Source organism: Bradyrhizobium guangdongense (assembly GCF_006483445.1).
Classification (GTDB): domain Bacteria; phylum Pseudomonadota; class Alphaproteobacteria; order Rhizobiales; family Xanthobacteraceae; genus Bradyrhizobium; species Bradyrhizobium guangdongense_A.
This window is the reverse complement of record NZ_PPPT01000017.1, coordinates 1-14,127: the sequence shown is the minus strand read 5'-3', so window position 1 is coordinate 14,127 and position 14,127 is coordinate 1. Positions and strand designations below refer to the sequence as shown.

Sequence of the window (14,127 nt, the reverse complement as noted above, 5' to 3'; positions counted from 1 at the left end):
CGTCCAGGGCAGATCGATCCGGACACCGAGATCGATCTGCCCTGGACGCCGGTTGCCGATCGCACGCGCGTCTTGATGAAGCGCAACGCCGATCAGCCGGCTGTATCGACGGACCACGACGACGAGCCGAAGGATCACGTGCATGTCGCCATCGGCACCATCGACTACGGCAGCGGCGACAGCGGCTACCTCGTCTACATCAAGTCCTCGCTCACCGGCGACGAGAACGACTACATTCGCGATTATGCGCGGCGCTACGACCGCTTCCCGCACGAGACCACCGGCGATCAGTTCTTCTCGGAGGAGCAGTTCGAGGTCTATCGCGCGCTCGGTTTCCACATCACCCACGGATTTCTGTCCGGCGAGCACCCGGTGGCGGTCGGCCCCGGTACCGATCCGCGGACAGCCCGGTTCACCCAACCGGGCGAGAGAGCGGTCGACGACGTGCGCCAGGCGCTCGGGTGGGAGGTCGTCCAGCCTCCCACGATCACGGTCGGGCCAGACCTTGGGCCGGATCAGGGGTAGGGCGGGTGTAAAACATTTGTTGAACGGATCGCAATCCCGTGTTATACACTTGTATAACGAGGTGCATTATGAACGAGAGCGCGAAGCCCAGGGATCTGAAAAGCGAGTCGACGGTGCTTCAGGTGCGGAAGATCGGCAATTCGATCGGTCTCATCCTGCCGAAGGAAATGGTCGCCCGCCTGAATCTCAAAGAGGGCGACAAGCTGTTTCCCGTCGAGCAGCCCGGCGGCGGTTTCGTTCTGACGCCCCATGATCCCGACTTCGAAAAGGCAATGGAAGTCGCACGGCGCGGCATGAAGCGTTATCACAACGCGCTCGCCGAGCTTGCAAAATGAGCGAGCCCGTCTGGCTCACCCGGCGGATCATCATTGCAATCCACGACGAGCAGCTCGCGATCCACGGCGGCGCAAGCGGTCTGCGCGACGACGGCATGCTCGAATCCGCGCTCGATCGGCCGAAAAACAAATGGTCCTACGAGAATGCCGATCTCGCGGAGCTGGCCGCGGCTTATGCATACGGGATCGCGCGCAACCATCCGTTCATTGACGGCAACAAGCGGACATCGCTGCTTGCGCTCTACACCTTTCTCGGCGTGAACGGCGTCGACTTTGTCGCTCCCGAGGCAGACGCGGCGGCCATCATCCTGTCCCTCGCTGCCGGCGAAGTCAGCGAGCAGAGCCTGACCCGCTGGATCCGCGACAATTGGGATTCCAAATGACCCCATTTGCGGGAAAACTGGGCAGTTGCGCCGTTGCCCTGCCGAATTGTTTGCGGTAAGGCACGCGAGGATTAGACTTTCGACTGGGGACGAGACATGGCCAACCATAACGAAGTGGCGTACAGCACCGCCGACGGCAACGACTACGTTGCGCATGAGCAGACCTATGAGGGCTTCATCAAGCTGGTGAAGTGGGGCTCGGCCTCGGTCGCTCTCATCGTCATCCTGATGGCGATCTTCCTGACCTGATCGACGTCGGCTGCACCCGCCAGCGCCGGCGGCTGCTTTGAAAATTTGCATCCAAGCCGGTCGCAAAACCGGTATCCAACGTTGCGGGAGTAACGCTAAGTTCGCTTGCGTGCGCTGTCCCGCGTCGCCGGAGGCCTCATGAAGATTGCCGTTGCCAAGGAAATCGACCCGTCGGAACCGAGGGTTGCCGTTTCACCGGATACGGTGAAGAAGTTCAAGGCGCTGGGCGCCGAGATCGCGATTGAGCCGGGTGCCGGCATCAAGTCGGGCCTGCCGGATTCCGAGTTCACGGCCGTTGGCGCGACCGTCAGCGCGGATGCGCTCAAGGATGCCGACATCATCATCAAGGTGAAGCGTCCCGAGGCCTCCGAGCTCAGCCAATACAAGCGCGGCGCGCTGGTCATCGCGATCATGGACCCTTACGGCAACGACGCCGCCCTCAAGGCGATGGCCGATGCCGGCGTCTCCGCCTTCGCGATGGAGCTGATGCCGCGCATCACGCGCGCTCAGGTGATGGACGTGCTGTCCTCGCAGGCCAACCTCGCCGGCTACCGCGCCGTGATCGAGGGCGCCGAGGCCTTTGGCCGCGCGTTCCCGATGATGATGACGGCCGCCGGCACCGTTCCCGCCGCAAAAGTGTTCGTGATGGGCGTCGGCGTTGCCGGCCTCCAGGCGATTGCGACCGCACGCCGTCTCGGCGCCATCGTCACCGCGACCGACGTGCGTCCGGCCACCAAGGAGCAGGTGGAATCGCTCGGCGCAAAATTCCTCGCCGTCGAGGACGAGGAGTTCAAGAACGCGCAGACCGCCGGCGGCTACGCCAAGGAAATGTCCAAGGAGTACCAGGCCAAGCAGGCCGCGCTCACCGCCGAGCACATCAAGAAGCAGGACATCGTGATCACCACAGCGCTGATCCCGGGCCGGCCCGCGCCGAAGCTCGTGTCGGCCGAGATGGTCAAGTCGATGAAGCCCGGCTCGGTGCTGGTCGATCTCGCCGTCGAGCGCGGCGGCAATGTCGAGGGCGCGAAGCCGGGCGAAGTCGTCGAGACCGACGGTATCAAGATCGTCGGCTACACCAATGTCGCCGGCCGCGTCGCGGCGTCCGCTTCCAGCCTCTACGCGCGCAATTTGTTCTCCTTCATCGAGACCCTGGTCGACAAGAAAGAGAAGAAGCTCGCCGTCAACTGGGACGATGAGCTCGTGAAGGCGACCGCGCTCACCAGGGACGGCGCCGTCGTCCATCCGAACTTCCAGCCCAAAGCGTAAGGAGATCCGTCATGGAGCATGCTGCACAGGTCGTCGATCCCTTCGTGTTTCGGCTGTCGATTTTCGTGCTTGCCGTTTTCGTCGGCTATTTCGTGGTGTGGTCGGTGACCCCCGCGCTGCACACGCCGCTGATGTCGGTGACCAACGCGATCTCCTCGGTGATCGTGGTCGGCGCGCTGCTCGCCGGCGGCGTCGCGAACGTCTCGAGCGGATCGGGCTGGGCACGCGCCTTCGGCTTCGTCGCGCTGATCTTCGCCTGCGTGAACATTTTTGGCGGCTTCCTTGTCACCCAGCGCATGCTGGCGATGTACAAGAAGAAGTCGAAGTAAGCGGCCACCTCGGGCTGACGGGACAGATGGGGACCTGAGATGAACGCCAATCTCTCTGCATTGTTGTATCTCGTGGCGGGGGTGCTGTTCATCCTGTCGCTGCGGGGATTGTCGAGCCCGGCCTCCTCGCGCCAGGGCAATTTGTTCGGCATGATCGGCATGGCGATCGCGGTCGCGACCACGCTTGCCAACCATCCGCCGGCCGACGGTCTGGCCTGGGTGCTCGTCATCGTCGGCATCGCGATCGGTGCGGCGGTCGGCGCGGTCATCGCGCGCCGCGTGCCGATGACCTCGATGCCGGAACTGGTCGCCGCCTTCCACTCGCTGGTCGGCATGGCCGCGGTGCTGGTCGCCGCCGGCGCGTTCTACGCGCCCGAAGCCTTCGACATCGGCACGCCCGGCCACATCCACGCGCAGAGCCTCGTTGAAATGTCGCTCGGCGTCGCCATCGGCGCGTTGACCTTCACCGGCTCCGTGATCGCGTTCCTGAAGTTGTCCGCGCGGATGAGCGGTGCGCCGATCATTTTGCCGTTCCGCCACATCATCAACATCGCGATCGCCGCCGCGCTGGTGTTCTTCATCGTCGGGCTCGTCATCTCCGGCAGCGCCTTCGACTTCTGGATGATCGTGATCCTGGCGCTGGCGCTCGGCGTGCTCATGATCATCCCGATCGGCGGCGCCGACATGCCGGTCGTGATCTCGATGCTCAACTCCTATTCGGGTTGGGCGGCCGCCGGCATCGGCTTCACGCTCGGCAACTCCGCGCTGATCATCACCGGCGCGCTGGTGGGTTCGTCGGGCGCGATCCTGTCCTACATCATGTGCCATGCGATGAATCGGTCCTTCATCTCGGTCATCCTCGGCGGCTTCGGCGGTGAGACCGCCGCCGCGGGCGGTGGCACGGGCGAGCAGAAGCCGGCCAAGCTCGGCTCGGCCGACGATGCGGCCTTCATCATGAAGAACGCCTCCAAGGTCATCATCGTGCCCGGCTACGGCATGGCGGTGGCGCAGGCCCAGCACGCGCTGCGCGAAATGGCCGACATGCTGAAGAAGGAAGGCGTCGAGGTGAAGTACGCCATCCACCCGGTCGCCGGCCGCATGCCCGGCCACATGAACGTGCTGCTGGCCGAAGCCAACGTGCCCTATGATGAGGTGTTCGAGCTCGAGGACATCAACTCCGAATTCGCGCAGGCAGACATCGCCTTCGTGATCGGCGCCAACGACGTCACCAACCCGGCCGCCGAGGAGGACAAGACCTCGCCGATCTACGGCATGCCCGTGCTCCAGGTCTGGAAGGCCGGCACCGTGATGTTCATCAAGCGCTCGCTGGCCTCGGGTTACGCCGGTATCGACAATCCCCTGTTCTACCGCGACAACACCATGATGCTGCTCGGCGACGCCAAGAAGGTCACTGAGAACATCGTCAAGGCGATGTAACCGTCACAAGTCTTCAGCTACGCAAAGCGGGCACGCGCAGTTTGGCGCCGCCCGCTTTGTCGCGTGAACGGGACGACCGGCAATCATGACGGTCATGAAATGGATCGCGATCATTCTCGCGGCCGGCTATCTCGCCGGCCTTCTCCTGCTTTATGTCAAACAGCGCGCCATGCTGTTTCCGATCCCGACTGCCGAGCGCACGGCGCCCGCCGCCGCGGGCTTGTCCGGGGCCGAAGAGCATGTGCTGACCACGTCTGATGGCGAGAAGGTCATCGTCTGGCATGTGCCGCCAAAACCCGGCCGTCCCGTGATCCTGTTCTTCCACGGCAACGGCGATTCGCTGGCCGGGCTTTCCGGCCGGTTTAGGCGCATCATTGCTGACGGCACGGGGCTCGTCGCGCTGTCCTATCGCGGCTATGCAGGCTCGAGCGGCGCGCCCAGCGAAGACGGCCTGCTGCGTGACGGCGCGGCTGCCTATGCATTTGCAGCGGCGCGTTACGACCCTCAGCGCATCGTTCTCTGGGGGTTCTCGCTCGGAACTGGTGTTGCGATCGCTGTCGCGTCCGAGCATACGATTGGACGGATCGTTCTCGAGGCGCCCTATACGTCGCTCGCCGACGTCGCCGCCTCGCATTTCCGGTTCGTTCCCGTCCGCCTCCTGATGCGCGACCGCCTTCACTCGGACGAGCGCATCGCACATGTCACGGCGCCACTCCTGATCATGCATGGCGCACAGGACCAGACCATTCCGATCGCGTTCGGCGAACGTCTGTTCACGCTCGCCCGCGAGCCGAAACGATTCGTCCGGATCGACCGGGGCGGACACAACGATCTCGACACCTTCGGCGCCATCGAGACGGCGCGGCGGTTCATCGGTGGCGGCTGAGGGCTGACGGGCGCGATCTTCTCGCGCATAATCGGCTCGACCCGTTCGAAGGAAATTGCCGATATGAGCGCACATGGACCGATGCCGCGGTCGTCCTGGATCTTCCCCGCACTCGCCGTGCTCTTGTTCCTGATCGTCTCGGCGACGGGCTACGGCTTCACCGTGTCGGTTGGCGGGATCGTGTTCGCGGCCGTCCTGCTGGTGATCCTGTTCGGCACGGTGTTCGCGGCGGTGCATCACTCCGAGGTGATCGCGGAGCGGATCGGCGAGCCCTACGGGACGCTGCTGTTGACGCTCGCAGTGACCATCATCGAGGTCGCGCTGATCACAACGATCATGCTGGGCGACAAGCCGGCACCGGAGCTCGCGCGCGACACCGTGTTCGCAGTGGTGATGATCGTCTGCAACGGCCTTGTCGGCCTCTGCGTCCTGATCGGCGGTCTTCGTTACCGTGAGCAGGGCTTTCAGGTCTCCGGCGCCAACGTCTATCTCAGCGTCCTGTTCGTGCTGGCGACCATGACGCTGATCATGCCGAACTACACGCTGACGACGCCGGGACCGGTCTTTTCGGCGCTCCAGCTCGGCTTCGTCGACCTCGTGACCATCGTGCTCTACGGCGTGTTCCTCTACACCCAGACGGTGCTGCACCGCGACTATTTCGTGAGCGACACGGGGGACGGCGAGGGCGGCGCGGCCCATCTGTCGGGCAGGATCCTGGCGTTGAGCATCGCGCTGCTGCTGATCTCGCTTGGGGCTGTGGTCCTGCTCGCCAAGAAGTTCTCGCTGGTGGTCGATGCCGTCGCGGCCATGATCGGCGCGCCGCCGGCCTTTGCCGGCCTCGTGGTTGCGCTCCTGATCCTGATGCCCGAAGGCGTCTCGGCCATCGCGGCCGCGCGGAAGAACGACCTGCAGAAGAGCATCAACCTGGCGCTGGGCTCCTCGCTGGCCACCATCGGCCTGACCATCCCGGCGGTCGGGATCGCAACCTACATGCTGGACCAGCCGCTGGTGCTGGGCCTCAACCCGCAAAACACCGCGCTGCTGGTCCTGACATTCCTCCTGAGCATGCTGACCTTCGGCACCGGCCGGACCAATGTCCTGTTCGGGCTGGTCCATCTGGTGGTATTTGCCGTCTACGTGTTCATGGTCTTCGTGCCCTGAAGCGCGCCGCGCTTCAGGTTATTGTTTGGGCATGATCTTTCCGGAAAACCGCTGCACACTTTTCCGGATCATGCCCCAGGGAGTGAACGATGCTTGCCGCCAAATCTGAAGTTCAGGTCGACAATGACGAGGTCCGGGTCACCGAGTGGCGGTTGGCGCCGGGCAGCGCGACCGGCCATCACACCCACGGGATGGACTATGTGATCGTTCCCGTCGTGGCCGGGACCATGACGATCGTGGCGCCCAATGGCGAACGCTCCAAGGCGCAGCTTGCGGCCGGAAAGTCCTATTTTCGCAAGGCGGGCGTGGAACACGACGTACTTAACGAAACCTCAACCGAGATCGTATTCCTTGAGATCGAGCTAAAGCCGTAAGGTCGGCAACAATTGCCATCGATCCGTCGCAGTTGATCCCTCACTATGCCTCAAAGTTCCCGCATCAGATCGCGCGGGGAGTGGTGGCCGGAATGCTGAAATACCTGACTAAGATTTCGATGGATATCTTCCCCTCGGTGCTCGCAACGATCATCGGGGCTTACATCGTTAATCACTATATCAACGCAAGACCGGCGCCCGATACCCCTGCCGCAGCGGTGGCCCCCGCCCACACCAAGAAGGACGGCAAGCCGGGCGACGTCGCCAACCTGCCGGCCCCCGGAATCAAGGCCAAGGGCATCTCCGAGAAGTCGGTTACGGACAAGCCGGCGGCCGAGAAGGCTGCTGCCGACAAGCCTGTGGAAAAGGCGGGGGATCAGCCGGCCGAGACCAAGCCTTCCGAGTCGAAGGCTGCGGATGTTGCGCCCCCGGAAACGGCGGCCGCGTCCCGTGGCCGCCAGCCCACCCCCAAATCGGTCGCCAAGGCCAACCCCGCGCCGGTCGTTGCCGCGCCTGCTGCCGCTCCCGCAGTCGAGGCCAACGCCGCCGCTGCCGCGCCCGCCAACCAGGACGCCAACGACCTCGCGCGCGCCGCGATCGAGCGCCTGCGCAAATCGCCCGAGGCCAAGTCTGTCGAGAAGGCGCCTGAAGCGGCCTCGCAGGACACCGCGCATGCGCCAGAAACTCCGCGCGTCGTGACGACAGCCCCGCAGGCCGTCCGCCCGCTGCCGCCGCCGATCACGGTGTCGACGCCGCCCACCGAGACCTACACCTCGTCGCCGGCCAACCCGCCCTACACGGCGTCGGTCGGCAATGAGGATGCGAACCGGCTGACGCCGCCGGCCGATATTCCGGTGCCGGTGCTGGCGCCGCCGCTCGACCTGCGGGCCGATGCGACCGGCTCCATGCCTGCGCCCAAGCCCAAGACCAATGTGGCCGACGAGATGCTGTCCGGCATGAAGTCGATGTTCCACTCGGTCCTGCCGAAGAACATCACCCCGAACTAAGCGATTCCCCGATTGGGCTGTCAGCCGCCGACGCGGGCAAGCCCGCTGCGTGCGGCGTCATCGCGTGGGCGTAAGCCGACGGCCTTGGTGTAGGACGCCGCCGCCTTGGCCTTGTCGCCCAGGCGTTCATAGGCGAGGCCCCGCGCGGTCCAGACCTGGGCATTGTGAGGATCGGCCTCCGAGGCCTCGTCCAGGTCTAAGGCGGCTTCCTTGACCTTGCCGATCGCGAGATAGCTGTTGGCGCGGCCGAGCAGCGGCTCAGCCTTCTGCGGATTGAGGCCGCTCGCGGCGCTGAAATCCGCGATCGCGAATTCGTGCTGGTTACTGGCCTGGTAGATCAGCGCGCGGCCATAGAGCGCCTGCGCGTTGTAGGGATCGAGCGCGACGGCGCGATTGAACGTTTCGAGCGCTTCCGCGGTCTGTCCGGATTTTGCCAACGTCTGGCCGCGCGCGGTGAGCGTCTGGGCCTCGGTGACGCTGGCGGGGCTGACGGGAGTTTCGGTCGCGGTAGCGGCCTTTGGCGCCTCCTGCGGCTTCTCTTTCTCCGGCATCAGCGAGCCCAGGTCGAACGAGCAGCCGGAGAGCACGGCGGCCAGCAGCAGCGCCGGCGCAAGGAGGCGCAGGCAATGCCGGGTTCGGAGTGCAGCCGCAGAATGCGAATTCGTCATGCAGGGCAATGTTTGGGTTCGGCCGAACCGCAGTGGTAGCTTGGCCGGGCCGAAAATGCATCGCCTAAATCTTTGCGCCTGCACCCAAATCGGCTTGCGCCAGCGGCGATTTCAGAATTTGCCCCCTTGTCGGCGGTCAAGTCGAATGATCCCATCGCACCGGTCGTACCGGGAGGAAACCCCGCTGATTGCTCCAACGACAGGCGCGCGCGCGGAGACGGACGCCGGCATTCGTCAGGCGGAGATCGTGGTTGCCTTGTCGCGCGCAACCGAGCTTGCGATGGGGCAGCCGGTCGATTTCGCGTTACGTTCCTGTGTGCTCGGTGTCGATCTCGCCCGCGCGCTCGGCATGGACGCGGAGGATGTGCGGGACGTCTTCTATCTCGCCCTGATGCGCTATGTCGGCTGCAACGCCGAGACCTATGCGCTGGCGGCACTGTTCGGCGACGAGATCGCGCTGCGCCGGGCGCTGGCGCCGATCGATCTGGCCTCGCCGGCCGAGCTCGGCCCCGTGCTGTTGCGGCTGATCGCGCAGGCCAATGCGGATGCGCCGATGCCGCAGCGGCTTTGGCGCATCGTCGGCTCGCTGGCACAGAGCAAGGCCGTCAGCACCGACGTCCTCACCGGTCATTGCGAGGTCGCGGAGCGTTTTGGCACGCGGCTCGGCTTCAAGCCGCGCATCGTGCGCAATCTCGGCCAGCTCTATGCGCGCTGGGACGGCAAGGGTATCCCGCACGGTGTGAAGGGCGAGGCGATCTCGCCGGCGGTGCGCATCGTCGCCCTGGTGCAGGACGCGCTCACGCTGGACGACGCCTATGGCCGCGATCGCTGTCTTGCGACGCTGCGCCGGCGGCGGGGCAGCGCCTACGATCCGCGCATCGTGGATCGTTTCGTGATGGATGCGGATGCGCTTCTGCATGCCGTCGAGGCGCGCGCGTCCTGGCAGGCCGTGCTGGCGCTCGAGCCCGAGCCGTTCGGTCGGCTCGCTGCCGCTGACATCGACGAGATGCTGCTGGCACTGGCCGATTTCGTCGACATCAAGTCGCCCTTCACGTCGGGGCACTCGCGGGCCGTGGCGGAGCTCGCGGCCGAAGCCGCGCGGCGATGCAATCTGCCGGAGAGCGATGCGATCGCGCTGTCGCGCGCCGGGCTCGTCCATGATCTCGGCCAGGCCGGTGTCGCGACCGCGATCCTGGTCAAGCCGGGCGCGCTGAGCGAGGCCGAATGGGAGAAGGTGCGCCTGCATCCCTATCACGCCGAACGCATCCTCGACGGCCTGCCGTTGTTTGCGCCTCTAGCGCGGCTGGTCGGCAGCCATCATGAGCGTGGCGATGGTTCTGGCTACCACCGCGGCTTGCGTGGCGATGCGGTGCCGCTTGCGGCCAAGATCCTCGCTGTGGCCGAGGCCTACCAATCCATGATCGAGCCGCGCTCCTACCGCGCGGCGATGTCGCCGGCCGCCGCCGCGCAAGCGCTGCAGCAGGCGGTGCGGGCCGGCAAAATGGACGGAGATGCCGTGCGTTCGGTGCTTGCCGCGGCCGGGCATGCGGTGACGCGTGCGCGCTTTTCCCAGATCGCGGGATTGACCCCGCGCGAGATCGAGGTGCTGCGGCTGCTCGCTGGCGGACAGTCGATCAAGGAGATCGCCCGATCGCTCGGCGTCGCGCCCAAGACCGCCGACAACCATCTGCAAAACCTCTACGCCAAGATCGGCGTGAAGACGCGGGGCGGGGCCACGCTGTTCGCGCTGGAGCACGGCCTGGGCGCTGCTCCCGGGCACGAAAAATAGGGAATCTTCCTCAGGCGAAACGCACAGGGGTCTCTAGCATCGCCGGCATGATCGATGTGGGAGGAACCGATGACCAATGCTTCACGTGAACGGGTGACCCTGGTCCAGGCTGAACCGGCGCCATCCGACCCTTGCGCGCTCCCCGCACATGAGCTCGCAGCCGGGATCGCGCAAGGCACGATCACCGCGCGCGAGGCGGTGGAGGCGCATATCGCCCGGATCGAGCGCGTGAACGGCGCGCTCAATGCTGTCGTGGCCAAGCGCTACGACGATGCCCGCGCCGAGGCTAACGTCATCGACCAGCGCCGCGCGCGCGGCGAAGCGCTCCCGCCGCTTGCCGGCGTTCCCATGACGGTGAAGGAATGTCTCGACCTCGCCGGCACGGTGTCGACTTTCGGCATTCCCAGCCGCGCCGCGGCGCGCGCCACGCGCGATGATCCCTATGTCGCACGGCTGCGCGCCGCCGGCGCCATCGTCGTCGCCAAGACCAATGTGGCGCAGCTCCTGATCTTCACCGAAACCGACAACCCGCTCTATGGCCGCACCAACAATCCCTGGAATGTCGAGCGCTCCAGCGGCGGCAGCAGTGGCGGCGAGGGCGCAATCGTGGCAGCCGGCGGCGCCGCGCTCGGGCTCGGCACCGATATCGGCGGCAGCGTGCGCATCCCCGCGGCCTTCTGCGGGATCGCGTCGCTGCGGCCGACCGCGGGCCGCTGCCCCGATCTCGGCCGCGGCAGCGTGCCGTTCGGCCAGCAGGCGGTTGCCAGCCAGGTCGGTCCGATCGCGCGCAGCGTCGATGATCTCGCGCTGGCGCTTACGGCGATCAATGGCGGCCACGGTCTCGACCATCAGGCGGTGGTGCCGCTCGGCGACCACCGGGATATCGACGTCAAGGGTTTGCGGGTCGCGGTGCTGGCCGATGACGGCGTGATGACGCCGTCGCCGGCGATCCAACGCGGCTTGCGTGCAGCCGCCGACATGCTCAAGGCCGCCGGCGCGCAGATCGTGCCTTGCGCGCTTCCGCCATGTGCCGAAGCGATGCGGATCTGGCTCGCCTGCATCACCGCCGATCGCGGCGCCGGCATGCGCGCGACGTCGCGCGGCGGAAAGCTCGACGCACGCGCGGCGTTGATGTTGCGGCTGTCGGGCATGCCGCCTGCGCTGCGCATGATGGTCGCGCGCCTTCTGACGGCGATCGGCCAAAAGGGGCTCGGCGGCAATATGCGCTTGTTCGCCGATGGCACGGCGGCCGGCTATTGGCGGGCCGTCGAGGACCAGGCGGCTTATCGTGCTGCGTTCGCGTCTGTCCTCGACGGCGTCGCCGGAGGACCGGTCGATCTCGTCCTGATGCCGGCCTACGGGGTGCCGGCGGTTCGCCACGGTGCATCCGCCAACATGCCGGTCGCCGGAAGCTATTCGCTGCTCGCACCGGTGCTCGGCTATCCCGCCGGAATCGTGCCGGTGACGCGCGTGGCGGCGGGCGAGGATCTCGGCCGTGGCAAGTCCTCCGACCTCGTGCAGAAGACGGCCTCTGAAGCCGACATCGGCAGTGCGGGCTTGCCGGTTGCGGTTCAACTGATGGGCCGACCCTGGCGCGACGATGTGGTTCTCGCCGCCATGCGCGCGATCGAGCAGGCGGCGCGGACGAGGCCGGACTATCCGGCAACGCCAAAAGTTTGAAGCGCAGCGACCAAAACAAAAACGCGGGCCAAGGGCCCGCGTTTCTCATTCCGAACGGATCGGAGAAATTCTTAGCGCGGTCCGCGCGGACCAGCACCCGGGCCGCCACGGCCACCGGCGCCACGCTCACCGCCAGGGCCTGCGCCAAACACCGGCTTCGGCTTCATCGGCAGCAGGCCTTCACGCTGCAGCTTCTTGCGGGCGAGCTTGCGTGCGCGGCGCACGGCTTCGGCCTTTTCGCGGGCCTTCTTCTCGGAGGGCTTTTCGTAGTGACCGCGGAGCTTCATCTCGCGGAAAATACCCTCGCGCTGCATCTTCTTCTTCAGCGCCTTGAGGGCTTGGTCGACATTGTTATCGCGAACGAGAACCTGCACGCGGCATCCTCTTCAGTGGATCGGATTTGAATTCTGGTAAAGCAAAGGGGATGGCGAAACGCACAAGCCCTTAACCTTGAGCGCGCGGATGTATCAGACAAAACCTGGGATGTCCACCTGTCAGGCGGTTTTTCGGGCCAAGTTCAGCCATTAAATGGGGCGAAAATACCCCCGAACAGCCTCGATTTGGGAGATTTGGCGCCAAGGGCGGGGCCGTTCCCGGAGATGGATCCGGAAACCCAGGAATCAGGGGAGACGCCACATGGACAACACCAAGAAATATGCCGCCGAGGCTATCGGCACGTTCTGGCTGACCTTCGCAGGCTGCGGAAGCGCGGTCATTGCGGCCGGCTTTCCCCAGGTCGGCATCGGCCTGGTCGGCGTCTCCCTGGCGTTCGGCTTGAGCGTCGTCACCATGGCCTATGCAATCGGTCATATCTCGGGTTGCCATCTCAATCCGGCCGTCACGGTCGGACTTGCCGCCGGCGGACGTTTCCCGACCGGCCAGATCCTGCCCTATGTCGTCGCGCAGGTGGTCGGTGCGATCGTCGCCGCCGCGCTGCTCTACGTGATCGCGAACGGCGCGCCCGGATTCGACGTGACCAAGGGCTTTGCCTCCAACGGCTACGGCACGCACTCGCCCGGCCAGTACGGCATGGTGGTCTGCTTCCTCACCGAGGTGGTGATGACCATGATGTTCCTGTTCATCATCATGGGGGCGACCCATGGCCGCGCGCCGGCCGGATTTGCGCCGCTCGCAATCGGGCTCGCACTTGTCATGATCCATCTCGTCAGCATTCCCGTCACCAACACCTCGGTGAACCCCGCGCGCAGCACGGGACCTGCGCTGTTCGTCGGTGGCTGGGCGGTGGCGCAGCTCTGGCTGTTCTGGGTTGCACCCCTGATCGGCGGTGCGCTCGGCGGCGTGATCTATCGCTGGCTCAGCGAAGAACCTTCCGGTGTCGTTGCGGGTGTGAAGACGGCTTGATTGCTCTGCGGGATCGCGCGCCTGTGCGCGGTCCCGTCAGGCTACGATGATTTCGCCGGAGTCCGAATGACTTCGGTGACGTGGCCCATCTTGCGGCCGGGGCGCGGCGTGCCCTTGCCATAGATATGGACGGTGGCGCCGGGAACGGTGAGCCATTCTTCGTAGCGGTTGATCTCGTCGCCGATCAGATTGGTCATGGTGACCTCGCCGTGACGCACCGGCTTGCCGAGCGGCCAGCCGGCGATGGCGCGGATGTGCTGCTCGAACTGCGAGACCGAGGCGCCGTCGAGCGTCCAGTGGCCGGAATTGTGCACGCGCGGCGCGATCTCGTTGACCAGCACCTTCGGACCGGTGCCGTTGCCGAGCACGAACATCTCGACTGCGAGCACGCCGACATAGTCGAGTTCGGTTGCGATCTTTCCGGCGATGCGCAGCGCTTCCTCGGCGAGGTCGTCGGGGATCGGTGCCGGCGCCCGGGAGACTTTCAGGATGTGGTCGCGGTGCTCGTTTTCGGTGACGTCGAAACATTCGACCTGGCCGTTGGCGGCGCGCGCAGCGATCACCGAGACCTCGCGCTCGAACGGCACGAAGGCCTCGAGGATCGCGGACTTGGTGCCGAGGCTGGTCCAGACCTTTGCGATGTCATCGCCGTCGCGGATGATCGCCTGGCCCTCGG

16 protein-coding genes and 1 pseudogene are annotated in these 14,127 nt (G+C 65.6%); 14 read left to right on the top strand and 3 right to left on the bottom strand.

Annotation, left to right across the window (positions count from 1 at the left end; translation table 11 throughout):
* The 11 genes and pseudogenes from C2U70_RS02455 to C2U70_RS02405 form a co-directional block, all read left to right on the top strand.
* Positions 1–525: pseudogene (locus tag C2U70_RS02455) on the top strand (cell division protein); the annotation flags it as partial.
* Between the two features lie 68 nt (positions 526–593).
* Complete coding sequence (locus C2U70_RS02450; protein ID WP_140976273.1) at positions 594–860, top strand: AbrB/MazE/SpoVT family DNA-binding domain-containing protein; 267 nt, start codon at positions 594–596, stop codon at positions 858–860.
* Positions 857–1,243, top strand: a complete 387-nt coding sequence (locus C2U70_RS02445; protein ID WP_140976272.1) for a type II toxin-antitoxin system death-on-curing family toxin — start codon at positions 857–859, stop codon at positions 1,241–1,243. Before C2U70_RS02450 ends, C2U70_RS02445 begins: the two co-directional genes overlap by 4 nt.
* Before the next feature lie 96 nt (positions 1,244–1,339).
* Entirely contained in the window at positions 1,340–1,492 is a 153-nt protein-coding gene (locus C2U70_RS02440; RefSeq protein WP_140976271.1) for an aa3-type cytochrome c oxidase subunit IV, read from the top strand.
* Between the two features lie 138 nt (positions 1,493–1,630).
* Positions 1,631–2,758: a Re/Si-specific NAD(P)(+) transhydrogenase subunit alpha gene (locus tag C2U70_RS02435; protein WP_140976270.1), complete on the top strand. Its 1,128-nt coding sequence runs from the start codon at positions 1,631–1,633 to the stop codon at positions 2,756–2,758.
* Between the two features lie 11 nt (positions 2,759–2,769).
* Entirely contained in the window at positions 2,770–3,087 is a 318-nt protein-coding gene (locus tag C2U70_RS02430) for a proton-translocating transhydrogenase family protein (RefSeq protein ID WP_011089862.1), read from the top strand.
* A 39-nt stretch (positions 3,088–3,126) separates the two neighbouring features.
* Complete coding sequence (locus C2U70_RS02425; protein WP_140976269.1) at positions 3,127–4,524, top strand: NAD(P)(+) transhydrogenase (Re/Si-specific) subunit beta; 1,398 nt, start codon at positions 3,127–3,129, stop codon at positions 4,522–4,524.
* A gap of 85 nt (positions 4,525–4,609) precedes the next feature.
* Positions 4,610–5,410 (top strand): alpha/beta hydrolase, encoded by an 801-nt coding sequence (locus tag C2U70_RS02420; protein ID WP_140976268.1) that lies wholly within the window; start codon positions 4,610–4,612, stop codon positions 5,408–5,410.
* A 63-nt stretch (positions 5,411–5,473) separates the two neighbouring features.
* Positions 5,474–6,571, top strand: a complete 1,098-nt coding sequence (locus C2U70_RS02415; protein ID WP_140976267.1) for a calcium:proton antiporter — start codon at positions 5,474–5,476, stop codon at positions 6,569–6,571.
* Between the two features lie 89 nt (positions 6,572–6,660).
* On the top strand, positions 6,661–6,945 hold the full coding sequence (locus C2U70_RS02410) for a cupin domain-containing protein (RefSeq protein WP_140976266.1): 285 nt from the start codon (positions 6,661–6,663) through the stop codon (positions 6,943–6,945).
* Between the two features lie 92 nt (positions 6,946–7,037).
* Entirely contained in the window at positions 7,038–7,952 is a 915-nt protein-coding gene (locus C2U70_RS02405) for a hypothetical protein (protein WP_140976265.1), read from the top strand.
* Positions 7,953–7,972: 20 nt separating this feature from the next.
* Here C2U70_RS02405 and C2U70_RS02400 read toward each other — a convergent pair whose 3' ends face one another.
* Complete coding sequence (locus tag C2U70_RS02400) at positions 7,973–8,620, bottom strand: tetratricopeptide repeat protein (RefSeq protein ID WP_140976264.1); 648 nt, start codon at positions 8,618–8,620, stop codon at positions 7,973–7,975.
* Between the two features lie 145 nt (positions 8,621–8,765).
* On the opposite strand from C2U70_RS02400, the gene C2U70_RS02395 reads away from it, so the two are divergent.
* On the top strand, positions 8,766–10,409 hold the full coding sequence (locus C2U70_RS02395) for an HD domain-containing phosphohydrolase (RefSeq protein ID WP_186294022.1): 1,644 nt from the start codon (positions 8,766–8,768) through the stop codon (positions 10,407–10,409).
* A gap of 69 nt (positions 10,410–10,478) precedes the next feature.
* Entirely contained in the window at positions 10,479–12,089 is a 1,611-nt protein-coding gene (locus C2U70_RS02390) for an amidase (RefSeq protein ID WP_186294021.1), read from the top strand.
* Positions 12,090–12,160: 71 nt separating this feature from the next.
* Here C2U70_RS02390 and rpsU read toward each other — a convergent pair whose 3' ends face one another.
* A complete protein-coding gene (rpsU, locus tag C2U70_RS02385; protein WP_027525171.1) occupies positions 12,161–12,463 on the bottom strand; it encodes a 30S ribosomal protein S21 in 303 nt (100 codons plus the stop codon).
* Between the two features lie 262 nt (positions 12,464–12,725).
* Between rpsU and aqpZ the strand changes: the two genes are divergently transcribed.
* Positions 12,726–13,451, top strand: coding sequence for an aquaporin Z (aqpZ, locus tag C2U70_RS02380; protein WP_140976261.1), 726 nt, complete (start codon positions 12,726–12,728; stop codon positions 13,449–13,451).
* A gap of 41 nt (positions 13,452–13,492) precedes the next feature.
* On the opposite strand, the gene C2U70_RS02375 is transcribed toward aqpZ, so the two are convergent.
* Positions 13,493–14,127, bottom strand: a 635-nt coding sequence (locus C2U70_RS02375) for a 5-(carboxyamino)imidazole ribonucleotide synthase (RefSeq protein ID WP_140976260.1), incomplete at its 5' end; no start/stop codon positions are given.